Source organism: Dinoroseobacter shibae DFL 12 = DSM 16493 (assembly GCF_000018145.1).
Taxonomy (GTDB): Bacteria; Pseudomonadota; Alphaproteobacteria; order Rhodobacterales; family Rhodobacteraceae; genus Dinoroseobacter; species Dinoroseobacter shibae.
In genome coordinates this window covers 3,483,399-3,509,056 of record NC_009952.1, presented here as the reverse complement: position 1 = coordinate 3,509,056, position 25,658 = coordinate 3,483,399, and the positions used below count along the sequence as shown (strand labels likewise).

Annotated in this window: 22 protein-coding genes and 1 tRNA gene; 7 read left to right on the top strand and 16 right to left on the bottom strand. The window is 65.3% G+C overall.

What is annotated here, in order from left to right; all coding sequences use genetic code 11:
- Positions 1-41: 41 nt before the first annotated feature.
- The 6 genes from rimK to DSHI_RS16910 form a co-directional block, all read right to left on the bottom strand.
- A complete protein-coding gene (gene rimK / locus DSHI_RS16935; protein ID WP_012180001.1) occupies positions 42-1,457 on the bottom strand; it encodes a 30S ribosomal protein S6--L-glutamate ligase in 1,416 nt (471 codons plus the stop codon).
- A 342-nt stretch (positions 1,458-1,799) separates the two neighbouring features.
- Entirely contained in the window at positions 1,800-2,423 is a 624-nt protein-coding gene (locus DSHI_RS16930; RefSeq protein ID WP_012180000.1) for a queuosine precursor transporter, read from the bottom strand.
- An 89-nt stretch (positions 2,424-2,512) separates the two neighbouring features.
- Entirely contained in the window at positions 2,513-3,394 is an 882-nt protein-coding gene (locus DSHI_RS16925; RefSeq protein WP_012179999.1) for an esterase-like activity of phytase family protein, read from the bottom strand.
- On the bottom strand, positions 3,367-4,257 hold the full coding sequence (mepA, locus tag DSHI_RS16920) for a penicillin-insensitive murein endopeptidase (protein ID WP_012179998.1): 891 nt from the start codon (positions 4,255-4,257) through the stop codon (positions 3,367-3,369). The genes DSHI_RS16925 and mepA overlap by 28 nt, the downstream gene beginning before the upstream one ends.
- Positions 4,254-5,585: an MFS transporter gene (locus DSHI_RS16915; RefSeq protein ID WP_012179997.1), complete on the bottom strand. Its 1,332-nt coding sequence runs from the start codon at positions 5,583-5,585 to the stop codon at positions 4,254-4,256. The genes mepA and DSHI_RS16915 overlap by 4 nt, the downstream gene beginning before the upstream one ends.
- A gap of 61 nt (positions 5,586-5,646) precedes the next feature.
- Complete coding sequence (locus tag DSHI_RS16910) at positions 5,647-6,183, bottom strand: thioesterase family protein (protein ID WP_012179996.1); 537 nt, start codon at positions 6,181-6,183, stop codon at positions 5,647-5,649.
- A gap of 124 nt (positions 6,184-6,307) precedes the next feature.
- Between DSHI_RS16910 and DSHI_RS16905 the strand changes: the two genes are divergently transcribed.
- The 3 genes from DSHI_RS16905 (at position 6,308) to yaaA (ending at position 9,579) form a co-directional block, all read left to right on the top strand.
- Positions 6,308-6,595, top strand: coding sequence for a YggT family protein (locus DSHI_RS16905; protein WP_012179995.1), 288 nt, complete (start codon positions 6,308-6,310; stop codon positions 6,593-6,595).
- Between the two features lie 82 nt (positions 6,596-6,677).
- Complete coding sequence (gene recQ, locus DSHI_RS16900) at positions 6,678-8,717, top strand: DNA helicase RecQ (RefSeq protein ID WP_012179994.1); 2,040 nt, start codon at positions 6,678-6,680, stop codon at positions 8,715-8,717.
- 58 nt (positions 8,718-8,775) lie between these two features.
- Complete coding sequence (gene yaaA / locus DSHI_RS16895) at positions 8,776-9,579, top strand: peroxide stress protein YaaA (RefSeq protein WP_012179993.1); 804 nt, start codon at positions 8,776-8,778, stop codon at positions 9,577-9,579.
- Here yaaA and DSHI_RS16890 read toward each other — a convergent pair.
- The 9 genes from DSHI_RS16890 to DSHI_RS16850 all read right to left on the bottom strand — a co-directional run bounded on the left by DSHI_RS16890 (position 9,576) and on the right by DSHI_RS16850 (position 19,771).
- The gene (locus DSHI_RS16890) at positions 9,576-12,035 is read right to left on the bottom strand and encodes a response regulator (RefSeq protein WP_012179992.1); all 2,460 of its coding nucleotides are present in this window, start codon (positions 12,033-12,035) and stop codon (positions 9,576-9,578) included. The genes yaaA and DSHI_RS16890 overlap by 4 nt on opposite strands.
- 88 nt (positions 12,036-12,123) lie before the next feature.
- Positions 12,124-13,308 (bottom strand): acetyl-CoA C-acyltransferase family protein, encoded by a 1,185-nt coding sequence (locus DSHI_RS16885; RefSeq protein ID WP_012179991.1) that lies wholly within the window; start codon positions 13,306-13,308, stop codon positions 12,124-12,126.
- 178 nt (positions 13,309-13,486) lie between these two features.
- A tRNA-Arg gene (locus DSHI_RS16880) sits at positions 13,487-13,563 on the bottom strand.
- A gap of 57 nt (positions 13,564-13,620) precedes the next feature.
- Positions 13,621-14,856, bottom strand: a complete 1,236-nt coding sequence (locus DSHI_RS16875) for a CaiB/BaiF CoA transferase family protein (protein WP_012179990.1) — start codon at positions 14,854-14,856, stop codon at positions 13,621-13,623.
- Positions 14,853-15,626 (bottom strand): enoyl-CoA hydratase/isomerase family protein, encoded by a 774-nt coding sequence (locus tag DSHI_RS16870; protein ID WP_012179989.1) that lies wholly within the window; start codon positions 15,624-15,626, stop codon positions 14,853-14,855. Before DSHI_RS16870 ends, DSHI_RS16875 begins: the two co-directional genes overlap by 4 nt.
- On the bottom strand, positions 15,623-16,903 hold the full coding sequence (locus DSHI_RS16865) for a TRAP transporter large permease (RefSeq protein WP_012179988.1): 1,281 nt from the start codon (positions 16,901-16,903) through the stop codon (positions 15,623-15,625). The genes DSHI_RS16870 and DSHI_RS16865 overlap by 4 nt, the downstream gene beginning before the upstream one ends.
- Positions 16,903-17,445, bottom strand: coding sequence for a TRAP transporter small permease (locus DSHI_RS16860; RefSeq protein WP_012179987.1), 543 nt, complete (start codon positions 17,443-17,445; stop codon positions 16,903-16,905). Before DSHI_RS16860 ends, DSHI_RS16865 begins: the two co-directional genes overlap by 1 nt.
- A 122-nt stretch (positions 17,446-17,567) precedes the next feature.
- Positions 17,568-18,545, bottom strand: coding sequence for a TRAP transporter substrate-binding protein (locus DSHI_RS16855; protein ID WP_012179986.1), 978 nt, complete (start codon positions 18,543-18,545; stop codon positions 17,568-17,570).
- 38 nt (positions 18,546-18,583) lie between these two features.
- Positions 18,584-19,771 (bottom strand): pyridoxal-phosphate-dependent aminotransferase family protein, encoded by a 1,188-nt coding sequence (locus DSHI_RS16850; protein WP_044028095.1) that lies wholly within the window; start codon positions 19,769-19,771, stop codon positions 18,584-18,586.
- A 128-nt stretch (positions 19,772-19,899) separates the two neighbouring features.
- Between DSHI_RS16850 and DSHI_RS16845 the strand changes: the two genes are divergently transcribed.
- The 3 genes from DSHI_RS16845 to DSHI_RS16835 all read left to right on the top strand — a co-directional run bounded on the left by DSHI_RS16845 (position 19,900) and on the right by DSHI_RS16835 (position 24,791).
- Complete coding sequence (locus DSHI_RS16845) at positions 19,900-22,821, top strand: FAD-binding and (Fe-S)-binding domain-containing protein (RefSeq protein ID WP_012179984.1); 2,922 nt, start codon at positions 19,900-19,902, stop codon at positions 22,819-22,821.
- Position 22,822: 1 nt separating this feature from the next.
- Positions 22,823-23,479 carry a GntR family transcriptional regulator gene (locus DSHI_RS16840; RefSeq protein ID WP_044028093.1) on the top strand — a complete coding sequence of 219 codons (657 nt, stop codon included), beginning with the start codon at positions 22,823-22,825 and terminating at the stop codon, positions 23,477-23,479.
- Positions 23,480-23,753: 274 nt separating this feature from the next.
- A complete protein-coding gene (locus DSHI_RS16835) occupies positions 23,754-24,791 on the top strand; it encodes a LacI family DNA-binding transcriptional regulator (RefSeq protein ID WP_012179982.1) in 1,038 nt (345 codons plus the stop codon).
- Here DSHI_RS16835 and DSHI_RS16830 read toward each other — a convergent pair.
- Positions 24,788-25,243, bottom strand: a complete 456-nt coding sequence (locus DSHI_RS16830; RefSeq protein WP_012179981.1) for a CreA family protein — start codon at positions 25,241-25,243, stop codon at positions 24,788-24,790. The two genes, DSHI_RS16835 and DSHI_RS16830, sit on opposite strands and share 4 nt — an antisense overlap.
- A gap of 197 nt (positions 25,244-25,440) precedes the next feature.
- Between DSHI_RS16830 and DSHI_RS16825 the strand changes: the two genes are divergently transcribed.
- Positions 25,441-25,647, top strand: a complete 207-nt coding sequence (locus DSHI_RS16825; RefSeq protein ID WP_012179980.1) for a hypothetical protein — start codon at positions 25,441-25,443, stop codon at positions 25,645-25,647.
- Positions 25,648-25,658: the final 11 nt, after the last annotated feature.

Below are 25,658 nucleotides of genomic sequence, written 5' to 3'. Positions count from 1 at the left end.
TCCGCCGTCAAGCTTGCCTTACGATACGCAATCCCGCCCGCTCAGGCGAGCCGCTTGCCGGATTTCGGCTTGCGGAGTCCGCCTTCGCGTAACTGTGCCAAGGGACGGACCTGCGCCTCCAGATGCATGATCATCATGGTGGCGATATCCTTGCCCGTGGCGGTCTCGATCCCCTGCAACCCGGGGGAGGAGTTCACCTCCAGGACCTTCGGCCCGTCCGAGCTCTGCAAGATATCCACGCCGGCGACCTGCAACCCCAATTCCCGCGCCGCACGTCTTGCCACGTCGCGCTCCGCCTTGGTCAGGCGCACGGATTTCGCCGATCCGCCCCGGTGCAGGTTCGACCGAAACTCGCCTTCCGCCGCGGTGCGCTTGATGCCGCCCACGACCTTGCCGCCCACCACGAAACATCGCAGGTCCGAACCTGCAGCCTCGGCCACGAATTCCTGCACCAGGAAACTCGCGTTCAGCCCCCGGAAGGCGTCGATCAGGCTTTCGCCCGCCTTGCGCGTCTCGGCCAGAACGACGCCGCGCCCCTGCGTACTTTCCAGCAGCTTGACCACCAGCGGCGTACCCCCCGCCAACCCGACCAGATCCTTGGTATCCTTGGGTGAGGCGGCGAAGGCGGTCACCGGCATCCGGATCTGCGCCTGGGACAGGATCTGATGTGCGAGCAGTTTGTCCCGTGACCGCCCGATCGCATCGGCCGAGTTCAGGCAGTAGGCCCCGGTCCCTTTGAACTGTCGCAGCACCGCCATGCCGTACGAGGTGACCGAGGCCCCGATCCGCGGGATCACCGCATCGAACCGGGGCAGGACCTTGCCGTCATAATGGATTTCCGGCGCGACGCCGCCAATCCGCATGTAGCAGCGCGTGGTGTCGATGGTCTCGATCACGTGGCCGCGCGCTTCAGCGGCCTCGATCAATCGCTTGCTGGAATAGTTGTCGGGCTCCCGGGTCAGCAGGGCGATGCGCAGGGGGCGCTTGGTCGGCCGTTTGCGCGGGATCGCCTTGTAGAGATCGAAGCTCAACTCCGGCTGCACGAACGAACTGTTGGGGTCGACTTGCATGCCTTCGGTGATCGAGGTTCGGCCCAACAACATCCGGTAGGCCATCTGGTCCCGGTTCGTCAGGGTCATCTCCACCGGCCATCGCCGGTCGCCGATCTGCAGCTCGGTCTGGATGACAAAGCGCAACTCCGTCTCGCCGTTCGAACTGGTCACGTTGCGCCGATCCGTCACCGGGGCGGAACAGGTGATCTCCAGCCCCGGGTTGTCCGGATCAGGCTGGATCAGGAACCGCACTTGCGGAGCATCCGGCGGCCCGAACGGCTCGATCACCGACGCATGCAGCGCCGAGGTCCGCGCGCCGGTATCCACCTTCGCCTTGAGTGCAGGCAGGCCCAGTCCCGGCGCGCTCACCCATTCTTCCCATCCCAGGATGATCGTTTCGGACATGACACCGCTCCGTTGCCTGGTCGCACAGTGCTGCGCGCCCTCCGGGGTTGCAAACCGCATTTCGGGACATGTCACAAGGTCGAAAAGGCCCGTATTGAATGCGAAAGGGCCGCCCGGTTCGGGGCGGCCCAGCCGAAAGTTTCGGAGGTGGGGTCGGTTAGATAAGCCTGTCGTGCAAACCGATCCGCTGGGGCGATCACGTCGCCAAGGGCTGCCTCAGAGGCGCGCCTCCCCAGTTGTCCCGACACCTCTCTCCAATACCTTTTTAGACACTGGATCACCTCCTTTCGTTTGTTGAACCTCAGGAGATGCTGCCACAGATTTTGTGTATGTCAAAACTTTTTATGCTAGGTTTGGGCGAAGGCGGCGCAAAATCACTCGAAACGGGATGAGCGCCAGAATGGCGAGCGACAGCTTGACCATCAAGTCCGCCACGGCCAGCGACACCCAAAGCGGTGCGACCGGCCCCAGACCGAGCAGCGGCACCGCCTCTCCGGCCCAGGACACGTCGTTTGTCGGTTCCAGGAAAGTCAGGGCGCCTGAGAACGCGATGGTGAAGAAGATTGCCGTATCCAGGCTCGATCCCACCAGGGTGGAGGCCAGCGGTGCCCGCCACCAGGAGCCTTCGCGCAGCCGGTTGAACACGGCGATGTCGACAAGCTGTGCGGTCAGAAACGCGAGGCCCGAGCCGATGGCGATGCGCAGGGTCACAAGCGGGCCGAATTCACCCATGATCTGCGTGCCGATCAACGAGCAGACCACGCCGACGGCAAAGCCCACGGCCACAACTCGACGCGCGGCCTGCGCCCCGTAGAGCCGGTTCATCAGGTCCGTGACCAGAAACGCCAGCGGATAGGTGAACGCGCCCCAGGTCAGCCAGTTGCCGAAGAGGAATTGCACGAGAATGTTGGAGGCGACGACGATGGCCGCCATGGCGACGATGCCGGGCAGATGAATACGGGTCATGTCTGTGGTCCGTTTTTACAAGGTTGCGGAGACTTGGCGCCGGGGGCGCGGATAGTGCGGTCTAACGCCTGTGGCGCAGGCCCGCAACCCTAGTCGAGCCGGTACTCCACGATCTCCGTGCGCTGCAGGAAACGAAAATTGTCGTCGGAAATCATGGTTATGCGGATGTCTCCCGCACCATCTCGCCAGACCGAGATGCCTTCGAGGTTATCATGGGTGCCGGCGGCGGTCTCCAGCAGCGTCTCTTCCGAAACCACCCGCGCACCTTCGGCGATCTCGAACCGTCGGACCCGCGTGGCAAAGAACAGGCCGCGCAGCGCACGCTCCAGCAGGTAAAGACGCCCATCCGGCCCGAAATCCATCCCGACCACCAGGAAATCCCCGTCCCGCCGCAGGGCGAAGGGTACGCTCCATGCCTCGCCGTCGAAGCGGTAAACCGGAAAGGGCCGGTCCAACTTGCCTGAGCGTTCCGGCACCATGTAGATCCAGCCACGACTGTCAGCGGCCAGTGCTTCGAGGCTGGAATTGTTCTGGAACTCGTCGAAAAAGGCCGGACGGGGTAACCGGCCCAGCATGCGTCCTGTCTCGGGGTCATGGTGTTCCACCCTGTGATAGCCTTCAAAGGAAATCAGCAACCGACCATCGGGATATCGGTGCAGCCCCTCCGAATCCCTGAAATACTCAGGCAGACCATCACCGTTCTTCCGAAGCAGCGGCATCAGTCGACCGCGCGTGATCCCGTTCAGGTTACCGTTCGCATCGCGGCTCAATACCCCATCGGCGAGCACCGCGCGGTCTCCGAGGGCCACGATGTCGGTCCCGTTCTCCGCCACCGCCAACCCGGAAAACCCCCCGAAAAGCGGGTGAGGATCCGTCCAAGTAATCCGACCGACCAGCTCCGCCGCACCCGCGGTCGAAGCCCACAGGACCAGGCAACAGACCGCTAGCGCGCGGCGAGGACGGTTTGGCATTGCTGCGGCAGATCGGCGAGCACGAAATCGCGCGCATTGGGCCGTTTCGGCGCCGGCTTGGCGGGTTTCACGGTCTTTTTCGGCGGGTCGAGCGCATCGGTGACCCACCAGTTCAGGGTCTCGTCGCAGCCCGTGCCGCCCTTGGACAGATCGCGCACACTGGGCGTCTGGGTCTGGCACCCGCCCATCCCCGACGGACATTTCAGCCGAACATGGAAATGATAATGATGCCCCCAGAGTGGGCGGATCTTCTGCAGCCATTTCTTGTTGCCTCGCGCCGCGTTGCACATGGCGATCTTGGCCGGTGCGGTGACGAAGATCCGGTCCACGGCAGGGTCCTCCGCGGCGGCTTTCAGGATTTCCATATGCTGCGGTGTCCAGTTGCCGTTCACCCGCCGCTGGTCTTGCGACCGCACAGACACCGAGCTGATCTTCTCCCGCTCGGCCCGGCTCAGGTTCAGCCGTTTCGGCGGCAGCATCCAGATGTCGATATCCAGCCCCATCTGGTGACTCTGGTGGCCCGAGGTCATCGGCCCGCCCCGCGGCTGGCTGATATCGCCGATATAGAGACCCTTCCAGCCGGGCTGCGTCGCGGCGAACCGGCTCAGCCGCTCGACAAAGGCGATCGCCTCCGGATGGCCCCAGTTGCGGTTGCGGCTCAGGCGCATGGCCTGCCATGTCGGACCGGTCTCGGCCAGTTGCCGACCCCCGGCAAGACACCCCTTGGCATAGGTGCCGATCGCAGCCGGCTGGTGTGGCGAGCCACGCGCCTCCGCTCCGAACAGGGCGTTTGCCTTCGGCTCCGCCGCGAGGGGCGTGGAAAATAGCGCGGCACACAAGGACGCGGCGATTAAACGGATCATGGGCTGCTCGTCTCAGGGTCCGGATGCACGAACCTTAGCAGACCCAAACCACAGAGGAAGAGGGCAATCAGCGGAATGAGCCCCGCGCTTTGCGTCCCGCTGAGATCGGTGGCAATCGCGATGGTCAGCGGCGCCAGGAACGAGGTCGCCTTGCCTGCAAGGGCGTAAAGCCCGAAAGCCTCCGTCATCCGCCCCCGGCTGGCCTGGCGCACCATCATGGTCCGGCTTGCGGCCTGCAACACCCCGCCCGCCGCGCCGATCAACGCCCCGCAGATGTAGAAAATCGTGTCCGGCAAGGTGCTGTCCGGCGCCACGGGCATCCCGAACACCGCCTCGCGCGACACTGACACGATAGTGATCCCGACGCCCGTCAGGATGACGATGCAGACCGCGATCACCGGCTTGGGTCCAAAGGCGCGGTCCGCGAACCCGCCGATATAGGCAAAAACCGCGCCCGTGATCGCCGCCATGATCCCGAAGATCCCGATGTCGATCACGCTCCATTCCAGAACGCCCAGCGCATAGATCCCGCCGAAGGTGTACATTCCGTTCAACGCATCGCGGTAGAACATCGACGACGCGAGATAGGCCGCGAGGCTCCGCTGCCCCGGCAGCCGCCGTAAGGTGTCCGCCAACCCCTTCAGCCCGGCACGCAGGTCCGTCCGGCGCGGCGGCACGGGCGGTGTTTCCCGCACCCACAGGAAGAACGGGATCATGAAGACCACGAACCACAGCGCCACGAAGGGCCCGACACTGCGCGTCCCCTCTCGCATCTCGGGGTCCAGCCCGAAGACCGGCGCGATACCCAGCAAGGTCACCCCCGCCTCGTTTTCCGCGAAAAACAGCAGCATCAGGATCAGCGCGACGACTCCACCGGCATAGCCCACGGCCCAGCCGGTGCCCGAAATGCGTCCCAACTCCGCCTTCGGTCCCAGATCCGGCAACATCGCATTGGTGAAAATCGTGGCGAACTCCATCCCGATCAGGCCAAGCCCGAAACAGAACAGGATCAGTACCACCGCCTCCGCCCCCGGTACCGCGATCCACAACATGCTCGCACCCACGAGGTAAAGCACCGAGAACGCGAGGATCCACGGCATCCGCCGCCCGGCCTGGTCCGCCAGCGCGCCCAGGACCGGGGCCAGCACCGCGATGGTCAACCCCGTCGCCGTCAGCATGTAGCCCCACATCGCCTGCGCCGCGACCGGGTCGCCGACCACGGTCGCGAAATAGGGACTGAAGATGAAGGTCAGAAGCAGCGTGTTGTAGGGCTGGCTGGCCCAATCGAACATCATCCAGCCCGCTATGCGTTTTCTCGCCGCTTCCATTAAGCCCTCCGCCTGCTCGCGCGATTAAGCGCAAAGCCCTACGCCGAGGGCAACAGGTTTCTCAGCCCGCCAGCGCCGGAGGCCAGGGGCGCAGGTCTTCTGCCGCGATCCAGGCCTGCACCCAGTCCGGCAGATCCGGCGTGGCCAACCCGGGCGCCAGCGCGTCGATCAACCTTTGCGTCGGCACGATCCCCTTGGCGTCGGTCACCGCAGTGCGGAACACCGCCTGGCTCGTCACCACGCCCCGGACCAGCATGATCTGCTCGATATAGGTGAACCGCGCGTCCCACCCGATCAGCCGGGAACGCATCTCGATCCGGTCGAACATCCGGACCCGCCGCCGATACCGCACGACCGACCCCGCCACGGTCAACCCCCAGCGCTCGCGTTTCAATAGCGCCAGCAGCCCCGCGCGCTGCCCCAGCGGGATGCGGCCCAGATCGAACAGGGTCAGGGTCCGCCCGTTGTTCAGCTCCAGAAACAGGTCCAGGTCCCAGGGCCAGCAGACATGGTGGCTGACATGGGTGCCCAGCGGCTCCAGCGGCGGCAGGTTCGAGGCGCGCCAACTCTGGAACAGGAAACGGAAGATCGGGTACATGGGCAGGCTCCTTCCGGTTGCACTTCGCTCCGGGTGACGCCCGCGTCAACCGTGACCTCGCGTCCCCTGCTTGCACAGACCGGCGGTGACGCATAGGTCTTGGAAAACGCGACGGAGACCGCCCATGCAATCGCTTTTCCAGATCCTCATGCTGATCCTCGACGTGGTGTGGTTCATCATCATCGTCCACATCATCATGAGCTGGCTGATCAACTTCCAGGTGCTCAATCTGCGCCAGTCCCTCGTCGCCCAGATCTGGTACGGGCTGGAGCGGCTTCTGGAACCGATCTATTCCCGCGTGCGAGCGTTTCTGCCGAACATGGGCGGGCTCGATCTCGCCCCGCTGATCGTGTTGCTCGCGGTCTATGCCGTGCGGATCATCCTGACCAACAACATCGCCGCCTTTTACTGACATATTGCGGTCCGGCGACCTTGCTCCACGATAGGGAGTATGGGATGCTCTGAAAAAAGAGCAGTCTCAGGTAAACAGGTCCATGCCCTCCGCCGACACGATCCTGTCGTCAGTCTTCGGATTCTCCGAATTCCGCCCCGGCCAGGAAGAAGTGGTCGATGCCGTTTGCGCGGGCGAAGACGTGTTGGCGATCATGCCCACGGGCGGCGGCAAATCGCTCTGCTTCCAGTTGCCTGCGCTGGCCCGCGAGGGGCTGACCGTGGTGATCTCGCCTCTGATCGCCCTGATGCGCGACCAGGTAAGGGGGTTGCGCGAGGCGGGCGTGGCCGCGGGGGCACTGACCTCCGGCAACACGCCCGAAGAGACCGACGCGGTGTTCGAAGCCCTCGAAGACGGGTCGCTGAAAATCCTCTACATGGCGCCCGAACGCCTCGCCCATGGCGGCACGGTCCGCCTGTTGTCCCGCGCCGGGGTCGGCCTCCTGGCGGTGGACGAGGCGCACTGCGTCAGCCAATGGGGCCATGACTTCCGCCCCGACTACCTGCGCATCGGCGATCTGCGCCGGGCGCTCGACGTGCCGGTGGCCGCCTTTACCGCCACCGCCGATGCCGAAACCCGTGACGAGATCATCGCGCGCCTCTTCCCCGACACGGCCCCGCGCGTGTTCCTGCGCGGGTTCGACCGCCCGAACATCCACCTCGCCTTCGCAGCCAAGGACAGCCCCCGGCGGCAGATCCTCGACTTCGCCGGGGCCCGCAAGGGTCAGTCCGGCATCGTCTATTGCGGCACCCGCGCCAAGACCGAGGGCCTCGCCCAGGCCCTCCGCGAGGCCGGGCACATGGCCTGCCACTACCACGGCGGGATGGAGGCCGAGGACCGCCGCATCGTCGAGACCCGGTTTCAACGCGAGGACAGTCTCATTGTCGTGGCCACCGTGGCCTTCGGCATGGGCGTCGACAAACCCGATATCCGCTGGGTCGCCCACGCGGACCTGCCCAAGAGCATCGAGGCCTACTACCAGGAGATCGGCCGCGCGGGCCGCGACGGGGCGCCGGCCGAGACCCTGACGCTCTTCGGCCCCGACGACATCCGTCTGCGCCGCAGCCAGATCGACGAAGGCCTCGCCCCGCCCGAGCGCAAAGGTGCCGATCACGGCCGTCTCAACGCGCTGCTGGGTCTGGCCGAGGCGCTGCGCTGCCGCCGCCAGGTCCTGCTGTCCTATTTCGGTGAGGACAGCGCAGCATGCGGAAACTGCGATCTCTGCGACACCGCGCCCGAGGTGTTCGACGGCACCGATGCGGTGCGCAAGGCACTCTCGGCGGTGCTGCGTACGGGGGAAAGCTTCGGCGCGGGGCATCTCATCGACATCCTGACCGGGAACGCCACCGACAAGGTCCGCCAGCGCGGGCACGAAGACCTGCCAACCTTCGGCGTGGGCCGCGATCTGGATAAACGCACCTGGCAGGGTGTGTTCCGGCAAATGATGGGCCATGACCTCTTGCGCCCCGATGCTGCCCGCCACGGCGCGCTGGTGATGACCGACGCGGCCCGCCCGCTCCTGCGCGGGGAAACCACGATCGAGTTGCGCCGTGACACCCTGCGCAAGGCCGCCCACCGCCCCGCCGTCCGTGCGCTGGTCTCGGACGAGGACGCGCCGCTCCTGTCGGCGCTCAAGGCCAAGCGCCGCGCCCTGGCCGAGGCCGCCGGGGTCCCCGCCTACGTGATCTTCACCGACCGCAGTCTGATCGAGATGGCCGAACGGCGCCCCGACACCCTCGATGCCTTCGCGGGTATCAGCGGCGTGGGGGCCAAGAAGCTGGAAAAATACGGCGCGGCCTTTCTCGAAGTCATCGCGGGCGACCGACCGACCCCGGCCCATCCCGCGCGCCGCAAGCTGGCCGGGCGTGCGGCCGGCAGCACCTATGACCGCCTGCTCGAAGCCCAGGCCGCCCTGCTGCGCGGTGCGGCAGGCACGGACAAGCCGCTCAGCTGTTCCGCGGCCATCCTGTCGCGGGTGGCCGAGACCCGGCCGCGGGATGAGGATGATATGGTCCGCATCCTGGGCGACCGTCGCGCGGAACGGTTCGGCGCGGCCTTTCTCGAGGTGCTGCGCGAGGCGTGACGCTGGACCGGACGCGCCCTGCACCCTAGGTATTGGCAGACCAAGAAGGAGACCGCCCATGCTGACCGTGATTTCCCCGGCCAAACGTCTTGATTGGGATGTGGCGACGCCCGCGGGCGCGACCCTGCCGGAATTCCAGGACGAGGCAATGGCTTTGGTGGATGTCGCGCGGGAGCTCGACGTGGCCGATCTGCGCAAGCTCATGGGCCTGTCCGAGAAGCTCGCGGTGTTGAATCTCGACCGCTTCGCCAGTTTCGCTGAACAGGCCGACACCGAGACCGCCCGCCCCGCCGCGCTCGCCTTCGCGGGTGACACTTACACGGGGCTGGAGGCGCGGAGCCTTTCGGACGACGAGATGGCGTACGCCCAGGATCACCTGCGCATCCTGTCCGGTCTCTACGGCGTGCTGCGTCCGCTCGACCTGATCCAGGCCTACCGGCTCGAAATGGGCAGCCGCCTCGCGACGCCACGGGGCAAGACGCTTTATGACTGGTGGGGCGACCGGATCGCGACGGCGCTCAACCGTGCCGCTGAGGCGACCGACGGTCGCCTTCTCGTGAACTGCGCCTCGCAGGAGTATTTCGGCGCGGTGGACCTCAGCGCACTCTCCGTTCCCGTGGTCACGCCCGTTTTCCTCGAAGACCGCGACGGTACGACCAAGACTGTCAGCTTCTTTGCCAAGAAAGCCCGCGGCGCCATGGCCCGCTTCATCGTTCAGAACCGGGTGCGCAACCTCGATGGGCTGCGCGATTTCGAGACCGGCGGCTACCGCTTCGTCCCGGATCAGAGCACCGAAACCGCGCCGGTTTTCGTCCGCCCCTATCCCGAGGCCGCCCCGGCTGCGCGCGAACTCGCCTCCTAGCGCTCCTCGATCAGGGGTAAACGCCCCGCGGGGACCTGCGCCTCGATACGCGCGTGAATTTCCGTCTTCTTCAGCGGTTTGGTCAGGTAGTGATCCAATCCGGCGGCAAGGATCCTTTCTGCGTCGCCGTCCATGGCATGCGCGGTCAGCGCGCAGATCGGCACCGGCGGCAGGCTCAGTTCCGCCTCCCGCGCGCGGATCTTCTGGGTGGCCTCCATCCCGTCCATCTTGGGCATCGAGATATCCATGAAGATCATGTCCGGACGGTCTTCTTCAAAGGCGGCGACAGCCTCTTCGCCATTGTTGGCAAAGCGCAGATCGATATTGAGTCCCTTCACCATCTTGCGAAACACAAGCTGGTTCGTCTTGTTGTCCTCGGCTGCCAGCACGCTGGTCTTGCGTATGGGAACTTCGGCCTCTGCAGGCGCGACATCTCTCGGGGCCGGGGCTTCAACCGGCGCGTCGGTTTCCTGCACGGGGTCCGGATCCATGGTCCCGTCGTGTGGCGCCACCGGGACTTTGGGCAGGTCCGGCGCCTGCTGCGTGGCTTTGGCCGACACGAAAGATGCGGGTGTCGCCTCCCGGGCGACCTTGGCGGCGCGGGCCGACACGAACGGCCCCGGCTCCACCACCGGGTCCAGGGCGGGCGGGGCAGAAGCAGGGATCATTGAGATCACCTCCGCACCGGCCGGAGGGCCTGCGTCCTCGGTGATCGGATCGGTGAGCTTCAGCACCTTGTTCCGCTGGGCAAGGGTATTCAGCGCCGCATAAAGATCGGCGCGCATCACCGGCTTGTTCAAGGTCACCTCGAACAGGTTGCGATCCTCTGCAGTCAACTGCCCCAGCATCGCCGAGCTGAGCAGGATCACCGGCGGCCCTCCCACCCGATCCCGCACGCGGCGGGCCAGTTCGCTGCCCGACAGGCCGGGCATGACCAGATCGGTCAGCACCGCGTCCACATCCGGATTGGCATCCAGATAACTCAACGCCTCCTCGGCCGAGGTCGCGAGCGCCACGGACACGCCCAAGGGTGCCAGTTGACGCTCCAGGATCGAGCGGTTCAACTCGCCTTCCTCCACGATCAGCACCCGGCGCAGCTCGGACGACACCGACAGGGGCGGCTCCCCGTCTGCGGCATCCAGTGGCAAGGCGATCCGGAACGAAAAACAAGAGCCTTCGCCGATCTCGGAATCCACCCAGATCTCGCCACCCATCAGGTCAATCAGTTGCTTGGTGATGGCCAACCCCAGGCCCGTGCCCTCGAAGGCGCGGTTGCGTTCGTCCTCGGCCTGGTTGAACTCGCCGAAGATGTGATCGATCATCTCCGGCGCGATGCCGATCCCGGTATCCTCGATGCTGACGATGATCTCCTGCGTGCCGTCTTCCGGCGGCATCCCGATCACCCGGATCAGCACATGTCCCTCCAGGGTGAACTTTACCGCATTGCCTAGCAGGTTGGTCATTACCTGGCGCAACCGCCCCTGGTCGCCGATGAAATGGCTCGGCAGGAAGATGTCGTAGTCGAGCATCAGGTCCACCGACTTCTCCTGTGCGGTGGGCTTGGTCAGCATCACCACATCATGCATCAACCGTTCCAAGTCGAAGGGCGCGGGATGCAGTTGCAGCTTCTCCGCTTCCATCTTGGAGTAGTCGAGCACATCGTTGATGATCACCAGAAGCGCTTCGCCCGATTTGCGGATCGTCTCCACGTAAAGCGCCTGCTCCTCGTCCAGCGCGCTTTCGTTGAGCAGCTCGGACATGGCGACCACACCGTTCATCGGGGTGCGCAACTCGTGGCTCATATTGGCGAGGAAGGCGGATTTCGCGCGATTGGCGGCCTCGGCCCGGGTCCGTGCGAGGGTCAGTTCCTGCTCGCGCTTGATGGTATCGGTGATGTTCAGGCACAGGCTGACGATGTCGCCGTCCTCGCCGCGCCGCTCCACCAGCTTGATGGAAAACCCGTTCCAGAGCCGCACCACCGCAGGCTCGATCTGCGCTCCGTTCCAGCGCATCTCCATCTGCGCGCACCAGTCCTGACGACTCAGCCCTTCGGTATCTATGATCCCCTCCTCGGCGCAGAGCCGCAGGAGTTCTGCATAGCCGATGCCCGGCGCCACATCCTCCAGCCCGTCGAAGATGGACACATAGGCCGGGTTGGCGAGGACCAGCCTCCGCGAGGCATCGAACACCGCGAAGCCATCCTCTATCGTCTCGAACGAGGTCCACAGCCGCTGTTCCGCCCGCCGCAGGTCCGATCTGACCTGGAAATTCTCGTCCTTCAGCTCTTCGGCGGCGTGGCGCTGCTCGACGATCTGGTCGGATAGGGTGAATGCATGCCGGGAGAGCTTTTGATTCGCGGCGTAAAGCTCTTCTTGTTTTTGGGCGAGCAGGCGCTCCGCGGTCAGTCTTGCGCGCCGTTCGGCGGCGAGCTTGCTCTCGATTTCAGCGCTTTGCATCCACGGCGTCCCGACTCAGTCCATGACGCGCGCGGGCCAGTGCCGGCACGTCCTGGCCCGACACTGGCCTCAATTGGTGAATCTCCGCTTAAAGCGCTTCGAATGCGAGGGCGATTCCCTGCCCGCCTCCGATGCACATGGTCACGAGGGCGCGTTTACCGCCGATACGCTCCAACTCGTAGAGCGCCTTGAGGGCGATGATCGCGCCGGTGGCGCCCACGGGATGGCCAAGCGCAATCGCCCCGCCATTGGGGTTCACCTTCGCCGGATCGAGGCCAAGCCCCTTGTTGACCGCCAGCGCCTGGGCCGCGAAGGCCTCGTTGCTCTCGATCACATCGAAATCCGAGACGCTCAGGTCGGTCTTGGCCAGCAGGGCCTGCACCGCGGGCACCGGGCCGATACCCATCACCTCGGGCCGCACCCCGGCATGGGCATAGCCGAGGATCCGCGCGCGCGGCTTCAACCCGGCGCTCTCGGCCGCCGAGGCGCGTGCCAGAACCAGCGCCGCCGCCCCGTCATTGATTCCCGACGCATTGCCCGCCGTGACCGTGCCGTCCTTCTGGAACACCGTGCGCAGACCGGCCAGTGCCTCCGCCGTGGTGGGCTTGGGATGCTCGTCGCGCACGAAATCCACCATGTCGCGCTTCACCTTGACCGGCACCGGCACGATCTGGCTGTTGAAATGCCCGGCTTCCTGGGCGCGGGCAGCGCGGGCCTGGCTTTCCAAGGCGAAGGCGTCCTGGTCTGCACGGCCGATACCATGCTCGGCGGCGACATTCTCGGCGGTCACCCCCATGTGCCCGGTGCCGAAGGGGCAGTTCAAAGCCCCCAGCATCATGTCCATCGCCGTGGCATCGCCCATCTTCTGGCCCCAGCGGGCGACCGGCATCGCATAGGGCGACCGACTCATGCTCTCGGCCCCGCCGGCCAGTCCGAACTGCGCATCGCCCAACATCAGCGACTGGATCACCGAGACCAGCGCCTGCGCCCCGGAGCCGCACAGCCGGTTGACGTTCATCGCCGGTGTCGTGTCGGGGATCCCGGCCTCCATCGCGGCGACCCGCGACAGATACATGTCGCGCGGCTCGGTATTGATCACATGTCCGAAGACCACATGACCGATCTGCGCGCCTTCCACCCCGGACCGCTCCAGCGCGGCCTTGGCCACCGTGGCCCCCAGCGTAATCGGGGCCGTGCCCGCGAGGCTGCCGCCGAACGTGCCGATCGCCGTGCGGGCGCCGTCGAGAATGACGATGTCTTGATCCAATGGCATGGGGGTCCTCCCTCCTCGATAACCAGTTGCGCGGGCAGGCATACGCGCTTCCGCGACCAAAGTCGCGAGGGCAAGAGCGCGCAATCCGCCACCCCGGCCATAGCTATCCCGCACAGCCCAAGCGACCGTGCCGCTGCCGCAGCAGCCATGCCTGATTTCGGAAAGCCTGGGGAAGGCGTGGTGACCCCGGCAGGACTTGAACCTGCAACCTATCCCTTAGGAGGGGATTGCTCTATCCAGTTGAGCCACGGGGCCGTCCGGCACGTCATAGCGGCCCGGCGGCCGGTTGGGCAACCCTCTGGCCGACACTGATCAGGAGGCGCGCGCTTGCGCGCTGCCGTCCGGGCAGATCACGGCCCCCGAAGCGATTAGCCGGGCGACCGCGTCAGCGTCATAGCCCAGGTCCGCGAGGACCGCGCGGCTGTGTTGACCGAGCAGCGGCGCCGGCCGCTGCACCGCACCGGGGGTTTCGGAAAATTTCACCGGCAGGCCCAGCGCCTGCACCCGCCCGGCCACCGGATGCTCGGTCTCGACGATCATCTCCCGGGCGCGGGCCTGGGGGTCCGCATGCATCTCCGGCACTGTCAGGACCGGCCCCGCGGGTAGCCCCGCCTCCTCCATCCGCACCAGCCAATCCTGCGTGGTCCGGGTCTCGAAATGCGCCTCCAGGAGCGGGACCAATTCAGACAGGTTCACTCGGCGGTCCCGGTTGGTGGCAAAGCGCGGGTCGTCGCGCAACTCATCCGCCTCCAGAACCTCCAGCAGCCGCAACCAGTTCTTCTGGTTCGCCGCCCCGATATTGATCCAGCCATCGGCGGTGTGAAACGCCTGGTAGGGCGCGTTGATCGGATGGGCGGAGCCTTCGGGCTCCGGCGCGGTCCCCGTGGCAAAGGCAATCGCCGATTGCCAATAGGTCTGGGTGATCGCCGCTTCGAAGAGGCTGGTGTCCACCCTCTGCCCCTGTCCGGTCCGCAGGGCATGGGCATAGGCCGCGTTGACCCCCATCGCGGCCACGATCCCGCTGGTGATGTCCGAGATCGGTGCGCCGGGCTTCACCGGGGGCCGCCCCGGACCCTCGCCGGTGATCGACATCAGCCCCGACATGCCCTGCGCGATCAAATCAAACCCCCCGCGATGGGCATAGGGCCCCGTGCGCCCAAACCCCGAGATCTCGCAATAGATCAGGCGCGGGTTTTCCTTGCGCAGGGTCTCGTAGCCGAGGCCGAGCTTTTCCATCGTGCCCATGCGGTAATTCTCGATCACCACATCGGCATCGCGCAGAAGGGCGTGCAGAACCTCCACCGCGTCCGGGTCCTTGAGGTTCAGGGAAATCCCCCGCTTGCCCCGGTTCATCATCATGTAAGCCGCGGACTCGCCGTTGATGTCGGGGGGCAGGAAACGCCGACTGTCATCGCCATCGGGCTTTTCGACCTTGATCACATCCGCGCCCATATCGGCCAGCATCATGCCGCAGACCGGCCCGGCCATGATATGCGCCAGTTCGATCACCTTCATGCCTTTGAGGGGGCCTTGAGCTTGTTCGGTCATGTCCCGCTCCAACTCGGTTTGCGCTTGCCCAGAAACGCCTCCATCCCCTCGCGGAAATCGGCGCTCATGTAGCACATCTCGATCAGGTCGCCGTCCTCGGCGGACTGCACGGCTTGGAGTCGGCGCATGGCCTCCTTGGTCGCGCGCAGGGTCAGGGGGGCCATGCCACCGACCTGTGCGGCCAACTCTTCGGCCCGCGCCAATACCGCCGCTTCATCCTCCAGAACCTCGGACACGAGACCCACCGACAACGCCTCCTCGGCCCCCATCAGCCGCGCGGTGAAGATCATCTCACGCACCCGGCCTGCGCCCATCAGCGCCGAGAGCCGCGCCAGGTTTGCAGCCGCCAGGCAATTGCCCAGCGTCCGCGCAATCGGGAAGCCGAATTTCAAGGATCCGCTGGTGATCCGCAGGTCGCAGACCGCCGCGATGGATGCGCCCCCCCCGGTACAAGCCCCATGGATCGCGGCAATCGTCGGCAGGGGGCAGGTCTCCACCGCGGTCAGAACCGCCTCGATCCGCCCTTCGTACCTCCGGGCGTCCTCGGCTGTCTCGAAGGCCCGGAACTGGGTCATGTCCGTCCCGGCGGCAAAGGCCTTGCCGCCATTGCCCTTGATCACCACTGCCCGCACCGACCCATCGGTGGGCACCGACTGGCACAGTTCGGCCAGCCCTTCATACATCCCGAAGGTCAACGCATTGCGCGCCTCGGGGCGGTTGAACGACACCCACAGGGTGCCGTTCCGGGTCTCTGTCACAAGCTCGGTCATCCGTAGAAATACTCCACCAGGAACAGCGGGATCGACGGGATGTAGGTACACATCAGCAAGACCGTCAGCAGCACCAGGATGAACCAGATATTGACCTTGGACACTTCCCAGATGTTGGCCCGCGCCACCGCGCAGGCGGTGATCAGGACCGACGCCACCGGCGGCGTCTGCTGCCCGATGGCGAGGTTCAGCGTCACCACCAGCCCGAAATGGATCGGGTTGATATCCGCCGCCACGATCAACGGGATCACGATCGGCACCACCAGGATGATGGCCGCCGCTGAATGCAGGAAGAACCCGATGATCAGGAAGAAGAAGTTCAGGATCAGCAGGATCACCCACTTGTTGTCGGTGATCTCCAGGATGTTCTGGGCAATCTCCTGAGGGACCTGCGCGCGGGTCAGGAACCCGCCCATCACCACCGACGCGGCGACCAGCACCATCACGACTGCGGTCTGCATCCCGCCGTCGAGCATCGCGCTCTTGAGCCGCCCAAGATTGACCTGTCGGTAATAAAGGCTGACGAGGATCGCCGCGAGCACGGCCAGACCGGCGGCCTCCGTTGCGGTCACGAACCCGCCGAAGATGCCACCGAGGATGATCACCGGCAGCGCGAAGGTCGGCAGTGCGTCGATGAACGTCTCCCAAAGGCGACGGCCCGAGAAAGCCTCTTCGCGCGGCAGGTCGTAGCGGCGGGCAAAGACATAGGCCACGCCCATCAACCCGGCCGCCCCCATCAGGCCCGGCACGATGCCCGCCACGAACAGCTGCTCGACCGAGACATTGGCCGAGGTCGCATAGAGGATCATCGGGATCGAGGGTGGAATGATGATCGCCAGCGACGCCGAGGACGACGTCACCGCCGCCGAGAACGCGCCGGAATAGCCGCGCTTTTTCATCTGCGGGATCATGACCGACCCCATGGCCGCCACATCCGCCACCGCCGAGCCGGAGATTTCCGCAAAGAACAGCGACACGCCGATATTCACATGGGCTAGGCCGCCCCGAACGAAGCCGATGATGCAGGTGACGAAGTTGATCAGCCGGTCGGTGATGCCGCCCGCGTTCATGATCGCGCCCGCGAGCACGAACATCGGGATCGCGATCAGCGAGAACTTGGTGGACCCGTTATACATGTCGAGCGCCACGGTCACGAGCGAACTGGTCCCCTCCATCACCAGCAGGCCGAGGATGGCCGACACGGCGAGGGCCACGGCGATGGGGATGTTCAGGCAGATCATCGCCACCATCGCCACGAAAATACCAAACATCAGCATCAGGCGTTCCCCGCTTTCTTCATTTCCTGCTCGACCTCTTCTTCGATCTCCGCATGTTCCAGCGAGATACCGGCCGCGCATTTGGCCCAATACTCCGGCAGGCTCAGCGCCTGGCAGATCAGGAACAGCACCGCGCCGATGGGAATGACCGATTGGGTGAAGGTGATCGGCACCCAGGTCAGCGAGATCAGGTTCATGCCGGTCATCACCGTCAGCACCGTGAACCCGGCCCAGGCCAGCAACAGGAAAAAGCCCGCCGTGACCGCCTCGGCAAGGGCCACCGCCCACATCCGCGCGGGCATGGGGATCGACAGAAGCACCGAGTCGAACCCGATATGGCGGCGGCGCAACGCGGCCAGCGCCGCCCCGTAATAGGTGATCCAGGCCAGCAGGATCGCGGCGACCTCGTCGTACCAGCTGAAACTGGACCCGGCGAGACGCCACAGAACCGCGACGATGACGATGACGGTCAGAAACACCATCAGGAAGATGACGAACCATTCCAGGGCGGTCTCGAGGACCTTTCGGAACATGGCGAGCATGTGAGGGATTCCATGTCGTAGGGCAAAGCCTGCCCGGGGCGCCGAAGAGCACCGGGCACGCGATCAATCTGTGCGAAGGATCGTTCAGGCGGGCCGCCCCTTGAGGCGACCCGCGGGAAGCCTCAGGAGCCTTCGGCCAGGGACTGCACCGTTTCGATCATTTCGGCAGCACCCTCGACCTGTGCCGCGAAGGCGTCATAGATCGGGGTGGAGGCCGCCACGAACGCCGCCTTGTCGGCTTCGTTCACTTCCACACCAGCCGCCTTGATCACGTCGAGCAGTTCGGTCTCCAGGTTCGCGGCGATCTCATACACCGTGTCCTGAGTCTCGGTCCCGCAGGATTCCAGCGCCGCGCGCACATCCTCGGGCCAGGACTGCCACTGATTCTCCGCCACCAGCACATAAGCCGGGGTGTAGACATGGCCAGTGATCGACAGATAGCTCTGCACTTCCTGGAACTTGGCGGATGCAATCTGGGCATAGGGGTTCTCCTGCCCGTCGATGACCTTGGTCTGGAGCGCGGTGAACACCTCCGAGAAGGACATCGGCGTCGGGTTCGCGCCGTATTCCTGGAACATCTTCACCCGCCATTCGCCATTCGGCGTGCGCAGCTTCACACCGGCCAGGTCTTCGGGCGTGTTGATCGGGCGCACATTGTTGGTGATGTGCCGAAACCCGTTCTCCATGTAGCCGATGATCCGGTAGCCTTGGCCAAGCGCGGCCTCTTGGAACGTGTCGCCCAGTTCGGCCTGCACGCGCTTCATGTGCTCGCGGTCACGGATGATGTAGGGCATCTCGAAGATGCCGAACTCCGGCGCCACCGAGGACATCACCGAGGACGGCAGCGACATGTGCACCTGACCCAGCTTCAGCTTCTGCAGCATCTCGCGGTCATTGCCGAGCTGGCTCGCGCCAAACGTCTGCACCTCGGCCGCATCGCCGAGCTTGCCGTTGGCACATTCGGCAAAGGCGTTCACCGATGCCTCGAACAGCGACCCGGGCGCCCCCACATGGCCGAAACGCAGCACCATCTCGGCGCTGGCAATCGCCGGCGTGACACAGGCGGCCACGGCCCCCAGCAGTACGGTCTTGAGTTTCATCAGAATTTCCTCCCTTTTTGTCTGATCGTCAGATTGTCTTACTCGGCGGCCACCTTTACCGCCTCATGGGTCTTCAAGTGATCCATCGCCGCCTGCACGCCGCCGCTCTCATGCGGCACGCCTGCCTTGGCCAGCCCCATCTCCACCCCCGACAGCGTCGCCATCAGCATCAGATCGTTGAAATCGCCCAGATGCCCGATGCGGAATACCTTGTCGGCAACCTTGCTCAGCCCGTTGCCGAGCGAGATGTCGTAATGCGCCAGCGTGGTCGCGCGGAACGCATCCGCCGAATGCCCCTCCGGCATCATCACCGCCGTCAACACACCGCTTTCCTGCCCCTGCCGGGCGCAGAGCACCTCCAGCCCCCAGGCGCGCACGGCCGCGCGGGTCGCAGCCCCGTGGCGACGGTGCCGCTCGAAGACATTCTCCAGCCCCTCCTCGTGAAGCATGTCCACCGCTTCATTCAACCCGTAGAGCAGGTTCGTCCCCGGCGTGTAGGGGAAATACCCCGTCGCGTTCGGCCCGACCATGTCCAGCCAGTCCCAGTAGCTGCGCTGCATCTTGGCCGACTTCGCCACCTCCAGCGCCTTGTCGGATACCGCGTTGAAGCTCAGCCCCGGCGGCAGCATCAGACCCTTTTGCGACCCTGACACGCAGACATCGACGCCCCAGGCATCGAACTCGAACGGCACCGAGGCGAGCCCGGAAATCGAATCGACCATCAACAAGGCGGGATGCCCCGTGGCATCCATCGCCGCGCGCACCTCCGCAATCGGTGAGACCGACCCGGTGGAGGTCTCGTTATGGACCACGCAAACCGCTTTGATCTCGTGGTCCGTGTCCTTGCGCAGCGCGTCCTCGATCGCCTGCGGGTCCGCCCCGCCGCGCCAGTCGCCTTCGATGAACACCGGGTTCAGGCCGATTTTCTTGGCCATCTTCTGCCACAGTGTGGCGAAATGGCCAGTCTCGTACATCAGAACCGTATCGCCCGGCGACATGGTGTTCACCAGTGCCGCTTCCCACGCGCCCGTCCCCGAAGACGGGAAGATGAAGACGTTCTGGTCCGTGCGGAAGATCGTTTTCATGCCCTTGAGGGCCTTCTGCCCTACATCTGCAAAGTCTGGCCCGCGATGGTCGATCGTCTGCATGGAAATCGCCCGCAAGATCCGGTCCGGAACCGCGCTGGGCCCAGGGATCTGCAGGAAATGGCGGCCAGCCTTGCGCATGGGGTCGGTCTCCTCCGGTTGTCGGCCCCTGCTCGGACAGGGGAGTCTTTTTTCGTTGTGCATACACAATAATGAATTCATAATTCAGTCAACTGCAATTTTTCCGTATCACGCTGTAGGGGACACGCATGGGAATGATGGAGAAATCGCCACTGGCCTCGCGCCTCGCCGGGAAGATCGAGGGCGAGCTGCTCTTCGACGCCTTCTCGCGCGGGCGCTATGCGACAGACGCGTCCATCTATCAGATGACCCCGCTCGGCGCGGTGGTCCCAAAATCCCTGGACGACATCGAAACCGCGCTGGGGGCAGCGCGCGAATTGGGCGCCTCGGTCCTGCCGCGCGGGGGCGGCACGTCCCAATGCGGCCAGACGGTCAACCATTCCCTGGTCCTCGACAATTCCAAGTATTTCAACCGGATCCTCGATCTGGACGTGGCAAACCGGCGCTGCGTCGTGCAACCGGGCATCGTGCTGGACGAGCTGAACCGCGCGTTGAAGCCCCACGGGTTGTGGTTTCCCGTGGATGTCTCCACCGCCTCCCGCGCCACCATCGGCGGGATGGCCGCCAACAACTCCTGCGGGGGGCGGTCCCTGCGCTACGGAACCATGCGCGACAACGTGCTGTCGATCGAAGCGATCCTCGCGGACGGCACCCGCACCACCTTCGGCCCGGTGGATCGCAACGGCGTTCTCGGCAACGACCCCACCTCGGCCCTGATCTCCGAAATGCTGGCACTGGGCGCGCGGGAACAGGCCGAGATCGCCGCGCGCTTTCCCAACATCATCCGGCGCGTGGGCGGCTACAACATCGACGCCCTGACCCCGGATCATGCGCGCAACAACATGGCCCACCTGCTGGTCGGCTCCGAAGGCACGCTGGGCTATTTCACCGCCATCGAGTTGAAACTGTCGCCCCTGCAATCGACCAAGGTCACCGGGGCCTGCCATTTCCCGACCTTCCATGCCGCGATGGACGCGGCACAACATCTCGTCCCGCTGAAACCGGCCGCGGTGGAGCTTGTGGACGACACGATGATCGCGCTTGCCCGCGACATCCCGATGTTTCGTCAGACAATCAGTCAATTTGTGCAGGGCGACCCGGCGGCGCTGCTGCTCGTGGAATTTGCCGAAGGCTCCGATGCGGCGAACGCGGCGAAACTCGAAGAATTGTCAGACAAAATGGCCGCGCTCGGCTTCGGCTTCGACCGCAGCGGCAAGCACTGGGGCGGTTCGGTCGCCGTGACCGATTTGAAGCTCCAGAACGACATCGGCGAGGTGCGCAAATCGGGCCTCAACATCATGATGTCGATGAAATCCGAGGGCAAACCGGTCTCCTTTGTCGAGGATTGCGCGGTGGAGCTGCCGGATCTCGCCGCTTATACTGCCGGGCTGACCGAGATCTTCGAGAAACACGGCACCAAGGGCACCTGGTATGCCCATGCCTCGGTCGGCTGCCTCCATGTCCGGCCGGTGCTGAACATGAAGCTCGACAAGGACGTCAAGACCATGCGCGCCATCGCGGAAGAGTGCTTCGACCTTGTCGCCCATTACAAGGGCTCCCATTCCGGCGAACACGGCGACGGCATCGTGCGCAGCGAATTCCACGAGAAGATGTTCGGCCCGCAGATGGTCGCCAGCTTCAATGAGGTGAAGGACCGCTTCGACCCCAACCGCCTCTTCAACCCCGGAAAGATCGTCCAGCCGCCCAAGATGGATGACCGGCGGCTCTTTCGCTACGGGCCCGACTACACCGTGAAACCGATGAAAACCGCGCTTGACTGGTCCGCATGGCCCGGGGCCGGGGGCGGGTTCCAGGGCGCGGTAGAGATGTGCAACAACAACGGCGCCTGCCGCAAGCTGAAGGGCGGGGTGATGTGCCCCTCCTACCGGGTGACCCGGAACGAGCGGGACGTTGTGCGCGGGCGGGCCAACTCCCTCAGGCTGGCGATCTCGGGGCAGCTCGGGCCGGATGCCTTTGCATCCGACGACATGGTCTCGGCCATGAAACTGTGCGTGTCCTGCAAGGGCTGCAAGCGCGAATGTCCGACCGGCGTGGACATGGCCAAGATGAAGATCGAGGTGCTGGCCGCCCGGGCCGAGAAACACGGGCTGTCCTTCCACGACAAGCTGGTGGGTTACATGCCCGCGTATGCCCCGTTCGCCGCGAAACTGCCCTGGCTCGCCAATGCCCGCAACTGGCTGCCCGGGGCGGCGAAGCTGACCGAGCGCCTGACCGGGTTCGCGGCAAGCCGCAAATTGCCGGCCTGGTCCAATGACCCGTTTCTCGACACGGAGTTCCAGGACGCCGACCCGGACGTGGTGCTCTGGGCGGATATCTTCAACCGCTACTTCGAGCCGGAGAACCTGCGCGCCGCGGGCCGGGTGCTGCGGGCGGCGGGGCTGCGGGTGGCCGTGGTCCGGCCCGCCGACGGCAAGGATCCGCTCGATTGCGGGCGGACATACCTCGCCGTGGGGCTGGTGGAGGAGGCGCGCGCCTCCGCCCGCCGGGCGCTCAAGGCCCTCGTCCCCCATGCCGAGAAGGGGGTGCCCATCGTCGGGCTGGAGCCCTCGTCGCTCCTGACCCTGCGGGACGAATGGCCGGTGCTGGTGCCCGGCCCGGAGGCCGATCTCGTGGCCCAGCACGCGCTGATGCTGGAGGAGTATCTCGTTCGCAACGAAATCGCCCTGCCGCTGAAACCCCTCGGCCGACCCATCCTGCTGCACGGGCATTGCCACCAGAAGGCCCATAACGTGATGCCGGATGTCCAGAAGACGCTGGCGATGATCCCGCAGGCGGAGGTGTCGGTGGTCGAGACCAGCTGCTGCGGCATGGCCGGGGCTTTTGGATATGGCAAGGATACGGTAGAAACCTCCCTCAAGATGGCCGAGCTGGACCTGTTGCCCGCGGTGCGGGCCGCGGCGCAGGACGCGCTGGTGGTGGCCGATGGCACCTCTTGCCGCCACCAGATCAAGGACGGCGCCGCGCGGGAGGCGATCCATGTCGCCCGGATCCTGGAGATGGCGCTCGATGCCGGTGGAAAGGGAGCCTGAGATGAACCTTGCCAAGCCGATCGCCCGCCCGTCGCTGCATGCGGAACTGGTGGACCGGGTCCGCGAGCTGATCATCGAGGGCAGCCTGGAGCCGGGCACCAAGATCCCCGAGAAGGAGCTGTGCCAGAGCTTCGGTGTGTCGCGCACGCCGATGCGCGAAGCGCTCAAGGTGCTCGCCAACGAGGGGCTCGCGGTGCTGGAGCCGAACCGGGGCGCCTGGGTGTCCACGGTCACGATGGAGGAGCTCGAAGAGACCTTCCCGGTGATCGCGGCGTTGGAGCGGCTTGCCGGGGAGCTGGCCTGCGCCCATGGAAGCGACGCCCAGATCGCCCATATCCGCACCCGCCACGACGACATGATGGCGTGTTTCGCAACGCGCAACCGGCAGGCCTATTTCAAGGCGAACCAGGATATCCACGACGGCATCCTCGAGGCGGCGGGCAACGAGGTTCTGTCCCAGCATCACAGGGTGCTTGGTTCAAGGGTGAAGCGCGCGCGATTCCTTGCGAATATCTCGGATGCGCGCTGGGCCCAGGCCGTGGCCGAGCACGAAGGCATCATCACCGCGCTGGAGGCACGGGACGGCCCGCTGCTCGGGCAGCTGTTGTCGGCCCATCTCGGTAACAAATTCGCCGCGCTGAAAGCCCGGATGAATTGAGGCGCCCGGTGGGGGTTGCGCCGGACCCGGGGCGCTTCGACTGAATTCATTGCAAAAAACCCGAGGGTTTCGCATGCGAAACCACAAGGTTTTGGAAAGCTTCATGAAAACCGGGTAACCTTGGTTAACGCCGCACCCGCCCGCACAGCCCGGCGTGACCCTATGGTCCCCTTGCCAGAATTGTGACCGCTAACGTAAGCTATGGGCATCTCCGGGTTTGCGTGCGGCGGCCCGCGGATGGATGTGACCTGCCGCCAGTTTCAGGAGCCCCTCGATGAACGACGTTTCCGCCCCCCCTGCGCGACGCCCCCTGACCCTGCGGGACGTGTCGGAAGCCTCCGGGGTGAGCGAGATGACCGTGAGCCGGGTGCTGCGCAATCGCGGCGATGTCTCGGACGCGACGCGCGCCAAGGTGCAGGAGGCCGCGCGCGCCCTGGGCTACGTGCCCAACAAGATCGCCGGCGCGCTGGCCTCGAACCGGGTGAATCTGGTGGCGGTGATCATCCCGTCCATGTCCAACATGGTGTTTCCGGAGGTGATGGGCGGCATTTCCAGCGTGCTGGAAGAGACCGAGTTGCAGCCCGTGGTCGGCATCACCGACTACCTGCCCGAGAAGGAAGAGAAGGTCCTCTACGAGATGCTGTCCTGGCGTCCCTCGGGCGTGATCATCGCCGGGCTGGAGCATACGGAGGCCGCGCGCGCGATGCTGCGCAACTCCGGCATCCCGGTGGTCGAGATCATGGATACGGATGGCAATCCGACCGATTGCGCCGTGGGGATTTCCCATCGTCGCGCGGGCCGCGAGATGGGCGAGGCGATCCTGGAGGCGGGCTACCGGCGGATCGGCTTCATGGGCACCAAGATGGCCTTGGATCACCGGGCGCGCAAACGCTACGAGGGGTTCGTCGAAGCGCTCGCCAAGGGCGGTGTGGAACTCGCCGATTGGGAATTCTACGAGGGCGGCTCGGCGCTGGCCAAGGGCCGCGAGTTGACCGCCGCCATGCTGGAGCGGACGCCCGACCTCGATTTCCTCTATTACTCCAACGACCTGATCGGGGCGGGCGGATTGCTCTATTGTACCGAGAAGGGCATGGATATTCCCGGCAGCTTCGGCATGGCCGGGTTCAACGGGGTCGAATTGCTGCGCGGTTTGCCGGTGACCCTGGCCACGATCGACAGTTGCCGCCGGGAGATCGGGCGCACCGCCGCCGACATGATCGTGGCGCGGATGGAGGGCGCGACCTCGTCCGAAGTGGTCACCCTGACGCCGAAACTGCAGCCCGGCGACACCATGCGCCTGAGCGCGCCCTAGGGTTGATAGAGCGGCACGGTGGAGATCGCCATTTTCGCCGACCCGTCGGTCAGCTCGCGGGCGTGGGCGACATAGATCAGGGTCTGGTTGGTCTCGTCGAAGATCCGCTTGATCCGCAGGGATTTCAGCACGATGGAGCGGCGTTCGTTGAACACGTCCTCACCCTCGTCGCTGCGATCGATCTCGCCGATGGTGATCGGGCCGGTCTGGCGGCAGGCGATGGAGGCGTTCGACGGGTCCTCGAACCAGTTGCCCTTGGAAATCCGGTCGATCAGCCCCCGTTCGAAATAGGCGATATGGCAGGTGACGCCCGTGACCTCGGGGTCGGCGATGGCCTCGATGATGATGTCGTTGCCGATCCAGTCCACGTCCACATTGCCGACCTGTTCGGCCCAGGTGATCTGAGGCGCAGGCAGGGCGAGGCAGAGGGCGGCGACGAGGGGGCGAATCATGGGAGGGCTCCTTTTGCGACGGCAACGCCCGGGGCATGGCACGGGTTCCGGGGCGCTGTCGATGCCGGTGAGTTCGCGGTGGCCGGGCCTGTGCATTTGGGCAAGGATGGCCGGGCAGTTCGGGAGGGAGGGGCCATGACAGGGCAGATCAGGGGTGCGGCGCGGTCCTTCGGGGCGGACGCGGCGGGTTGGCGCGGATGAGCAAGTTCGGGCCAACGCGGGGGGAGCTGTGGTTCCGGCTCGGCTTCAGCCTGTTCGGGCTGGGGTTGATGGGGTTTGCCTTGCTGACGCGGGGATTTGGCGGGATCGCCTGGGTCGAGGTGGTGCTGATCGCCAGCGCGTTTTTCGGCGGGACCGCGGTCTGGGCCGCGCGGCGTCTGTGGCAGACGCGCAACCGGCCCTGACCATGGACCGG

Excerpts from the sequence above, each read along its gene's own strand:
- rimK (WP_012180001.1), bottom strand. The coding sequence starts at position 1,457 with ATGTCCGAAACGATCATCCTGGGATGGGAAGAATGGGTGAGCGCGCCG.
- DSHI_RS16930 (WP_012180000.1), bottom strand. The coding sequence starts at position 2,423 with ATGACCCGTATTCATCTGCCCGGCATCGTCGCCATGGCGGCCATCGTC.
- DSHI_RS16925 (WP_012179999.1), bottom strand. The coding sequence starts at position 3,394 with ATGCCAAACCGTCCTCGCCGCGCGCTAGCGGTCTGTTGCCTGGTCCTG.
- mepA (WP_012179998.1), bottom strand. The coding sequence starts at position 4,257 with ATGATCCGTTTAATCGCCGCGTCCTTGTGTGCCGCGCTATTTTCCACG.
- DSHI_RS16915 (WP_012179997.1), bottom strand. The coding sequence starts at position 5,585 with ATGGAAGCGGCGAGAAAACGCATAGCGGGCTGGATGATGTTCGATTGG.
- DSHI_RS16910 (WP_012179996.1), bottom strand. The coding sequence starts at position 6,183 with ATGTACCCGATCTTCCGTTTCCTGTTCCAGAGTTGGCGCGCCTCGAAC.
- DSHI_RS16905 (WP_012179995.1), top strand. The coding sequence starts at position 6,308 with ATGCAATCGCTTTTCCAGATCCTCATGCTGATCCTCGACGTGGTGTGG.
- recQ (WP_012179994.1), top strand. The coding sequence starts at position 6,678 with ATGCCCTCCGCCGACACGATCCTGTCGTCAGTCTTCGGATTCTCCGAA.
- yaaA (WP_012179993.1), top strand. The coding sequence starts at position 8,776 with ATGCTGACCGTGATTTCCCCGGCCAAACGTCTTGATTGGGATGTGGCG.
- DSHI_RS16890 (WP_012179992.1), bottom strand. The coding sequence starts at position 12,035 with ATGCAAAGCGCTGAAATCGAGAGCAAGCTCGCCGCCGAACGGCGCGCA.
- DSHI_RS16885 (WP_012179991.1), bottom strand. The coding sequence starts at position 13,308 with ATGCCATTGGATCAAGACATCGTCATTCTCGACGGCGCCCGCACGGCG.
- DSHI_RS16875 (WP_012179990.1), bottom strand. The coding sequence starts at position 14,856 with ATGACCGAACAAGCTCAAGGCCCCCTCAAAGGCATGAAGGTGATCGAA.
- DSHI_RS16870 (WP_012179989.1), bottom strand. The coding sequence starts at position 15,626 with ATGACCGAGCTTGTGACAGAGACCCGGAACGGCACCCTGTGGGTGTCG.
- DSHI_RS16865 (WP_012179988.1), bottom strand. The coding sequence starts at position 16,903 with ATGCTGATGTTTGGTATTTTCGTGGCGATGGTGGCGATGATCTGCCTG.
- DSHI_RS16860 (WP_012179987.1), bottom strand. The coding sequence starts at position 17,445 with ATGCTCGCCATGTTCCGAAAGGTCCTCGAGACCGCCCTGGAATGGTTC.
- DSHI_RS16855 (WP_012179986.1), bottom strand. The coding sequence starts at position 18,545 with ATGAAACTCAAGACCGTACTGCTGGGGGCCGTGGCCGCCTGTGTCACG.
- DSHI_RS16850 (WP_044028095.1), bottom strand. The coding sequence starts at position 19,771 with ATGCGCAAGGCTGGCCGCCATTTCCTGCAGATCCCTGGGCCCAGCGCG.
- DSHI_RS16845 (WP_012179984.1), top strand. The coding sequence starts at position 19,900 with ATGGGAATGATGGAGAAATCGCCACTGGCCTCGCGCCTCGCCGGGAAG.
- DSHI_RS16840 (WP_044028093.1), top strand. The coding sequence starts at position 22,823 with ATGAACCTTGCCAAGCCGATCGCCCGCCCGTCGCTGCATGCGGAACTG.
- DSHI_RS16835 (WP_012179982.1), top strand. The coding sequence starts at position 23,754 with ATGAACGACGTTTCCGCCCCCCCTGCGCGACGCCCCCTGACCCTGCGG.
- DSHI_RS16830 (WP_012179981.1), bottom strand. The coding sequence starts at position 25,243 with ATGATTCGCCCCCTCGTCGCCGCCCTCTGCCTCGCCCTGCCTGCGCCT.
- DSHI_RS16825 (WP_012179980.1), top strand. The coding sequence starts at position 25,441 with ATGAGCAAGTTCGGGCCAACGCGGGGGGAGCTGTGGTTCCGGCTCGGC.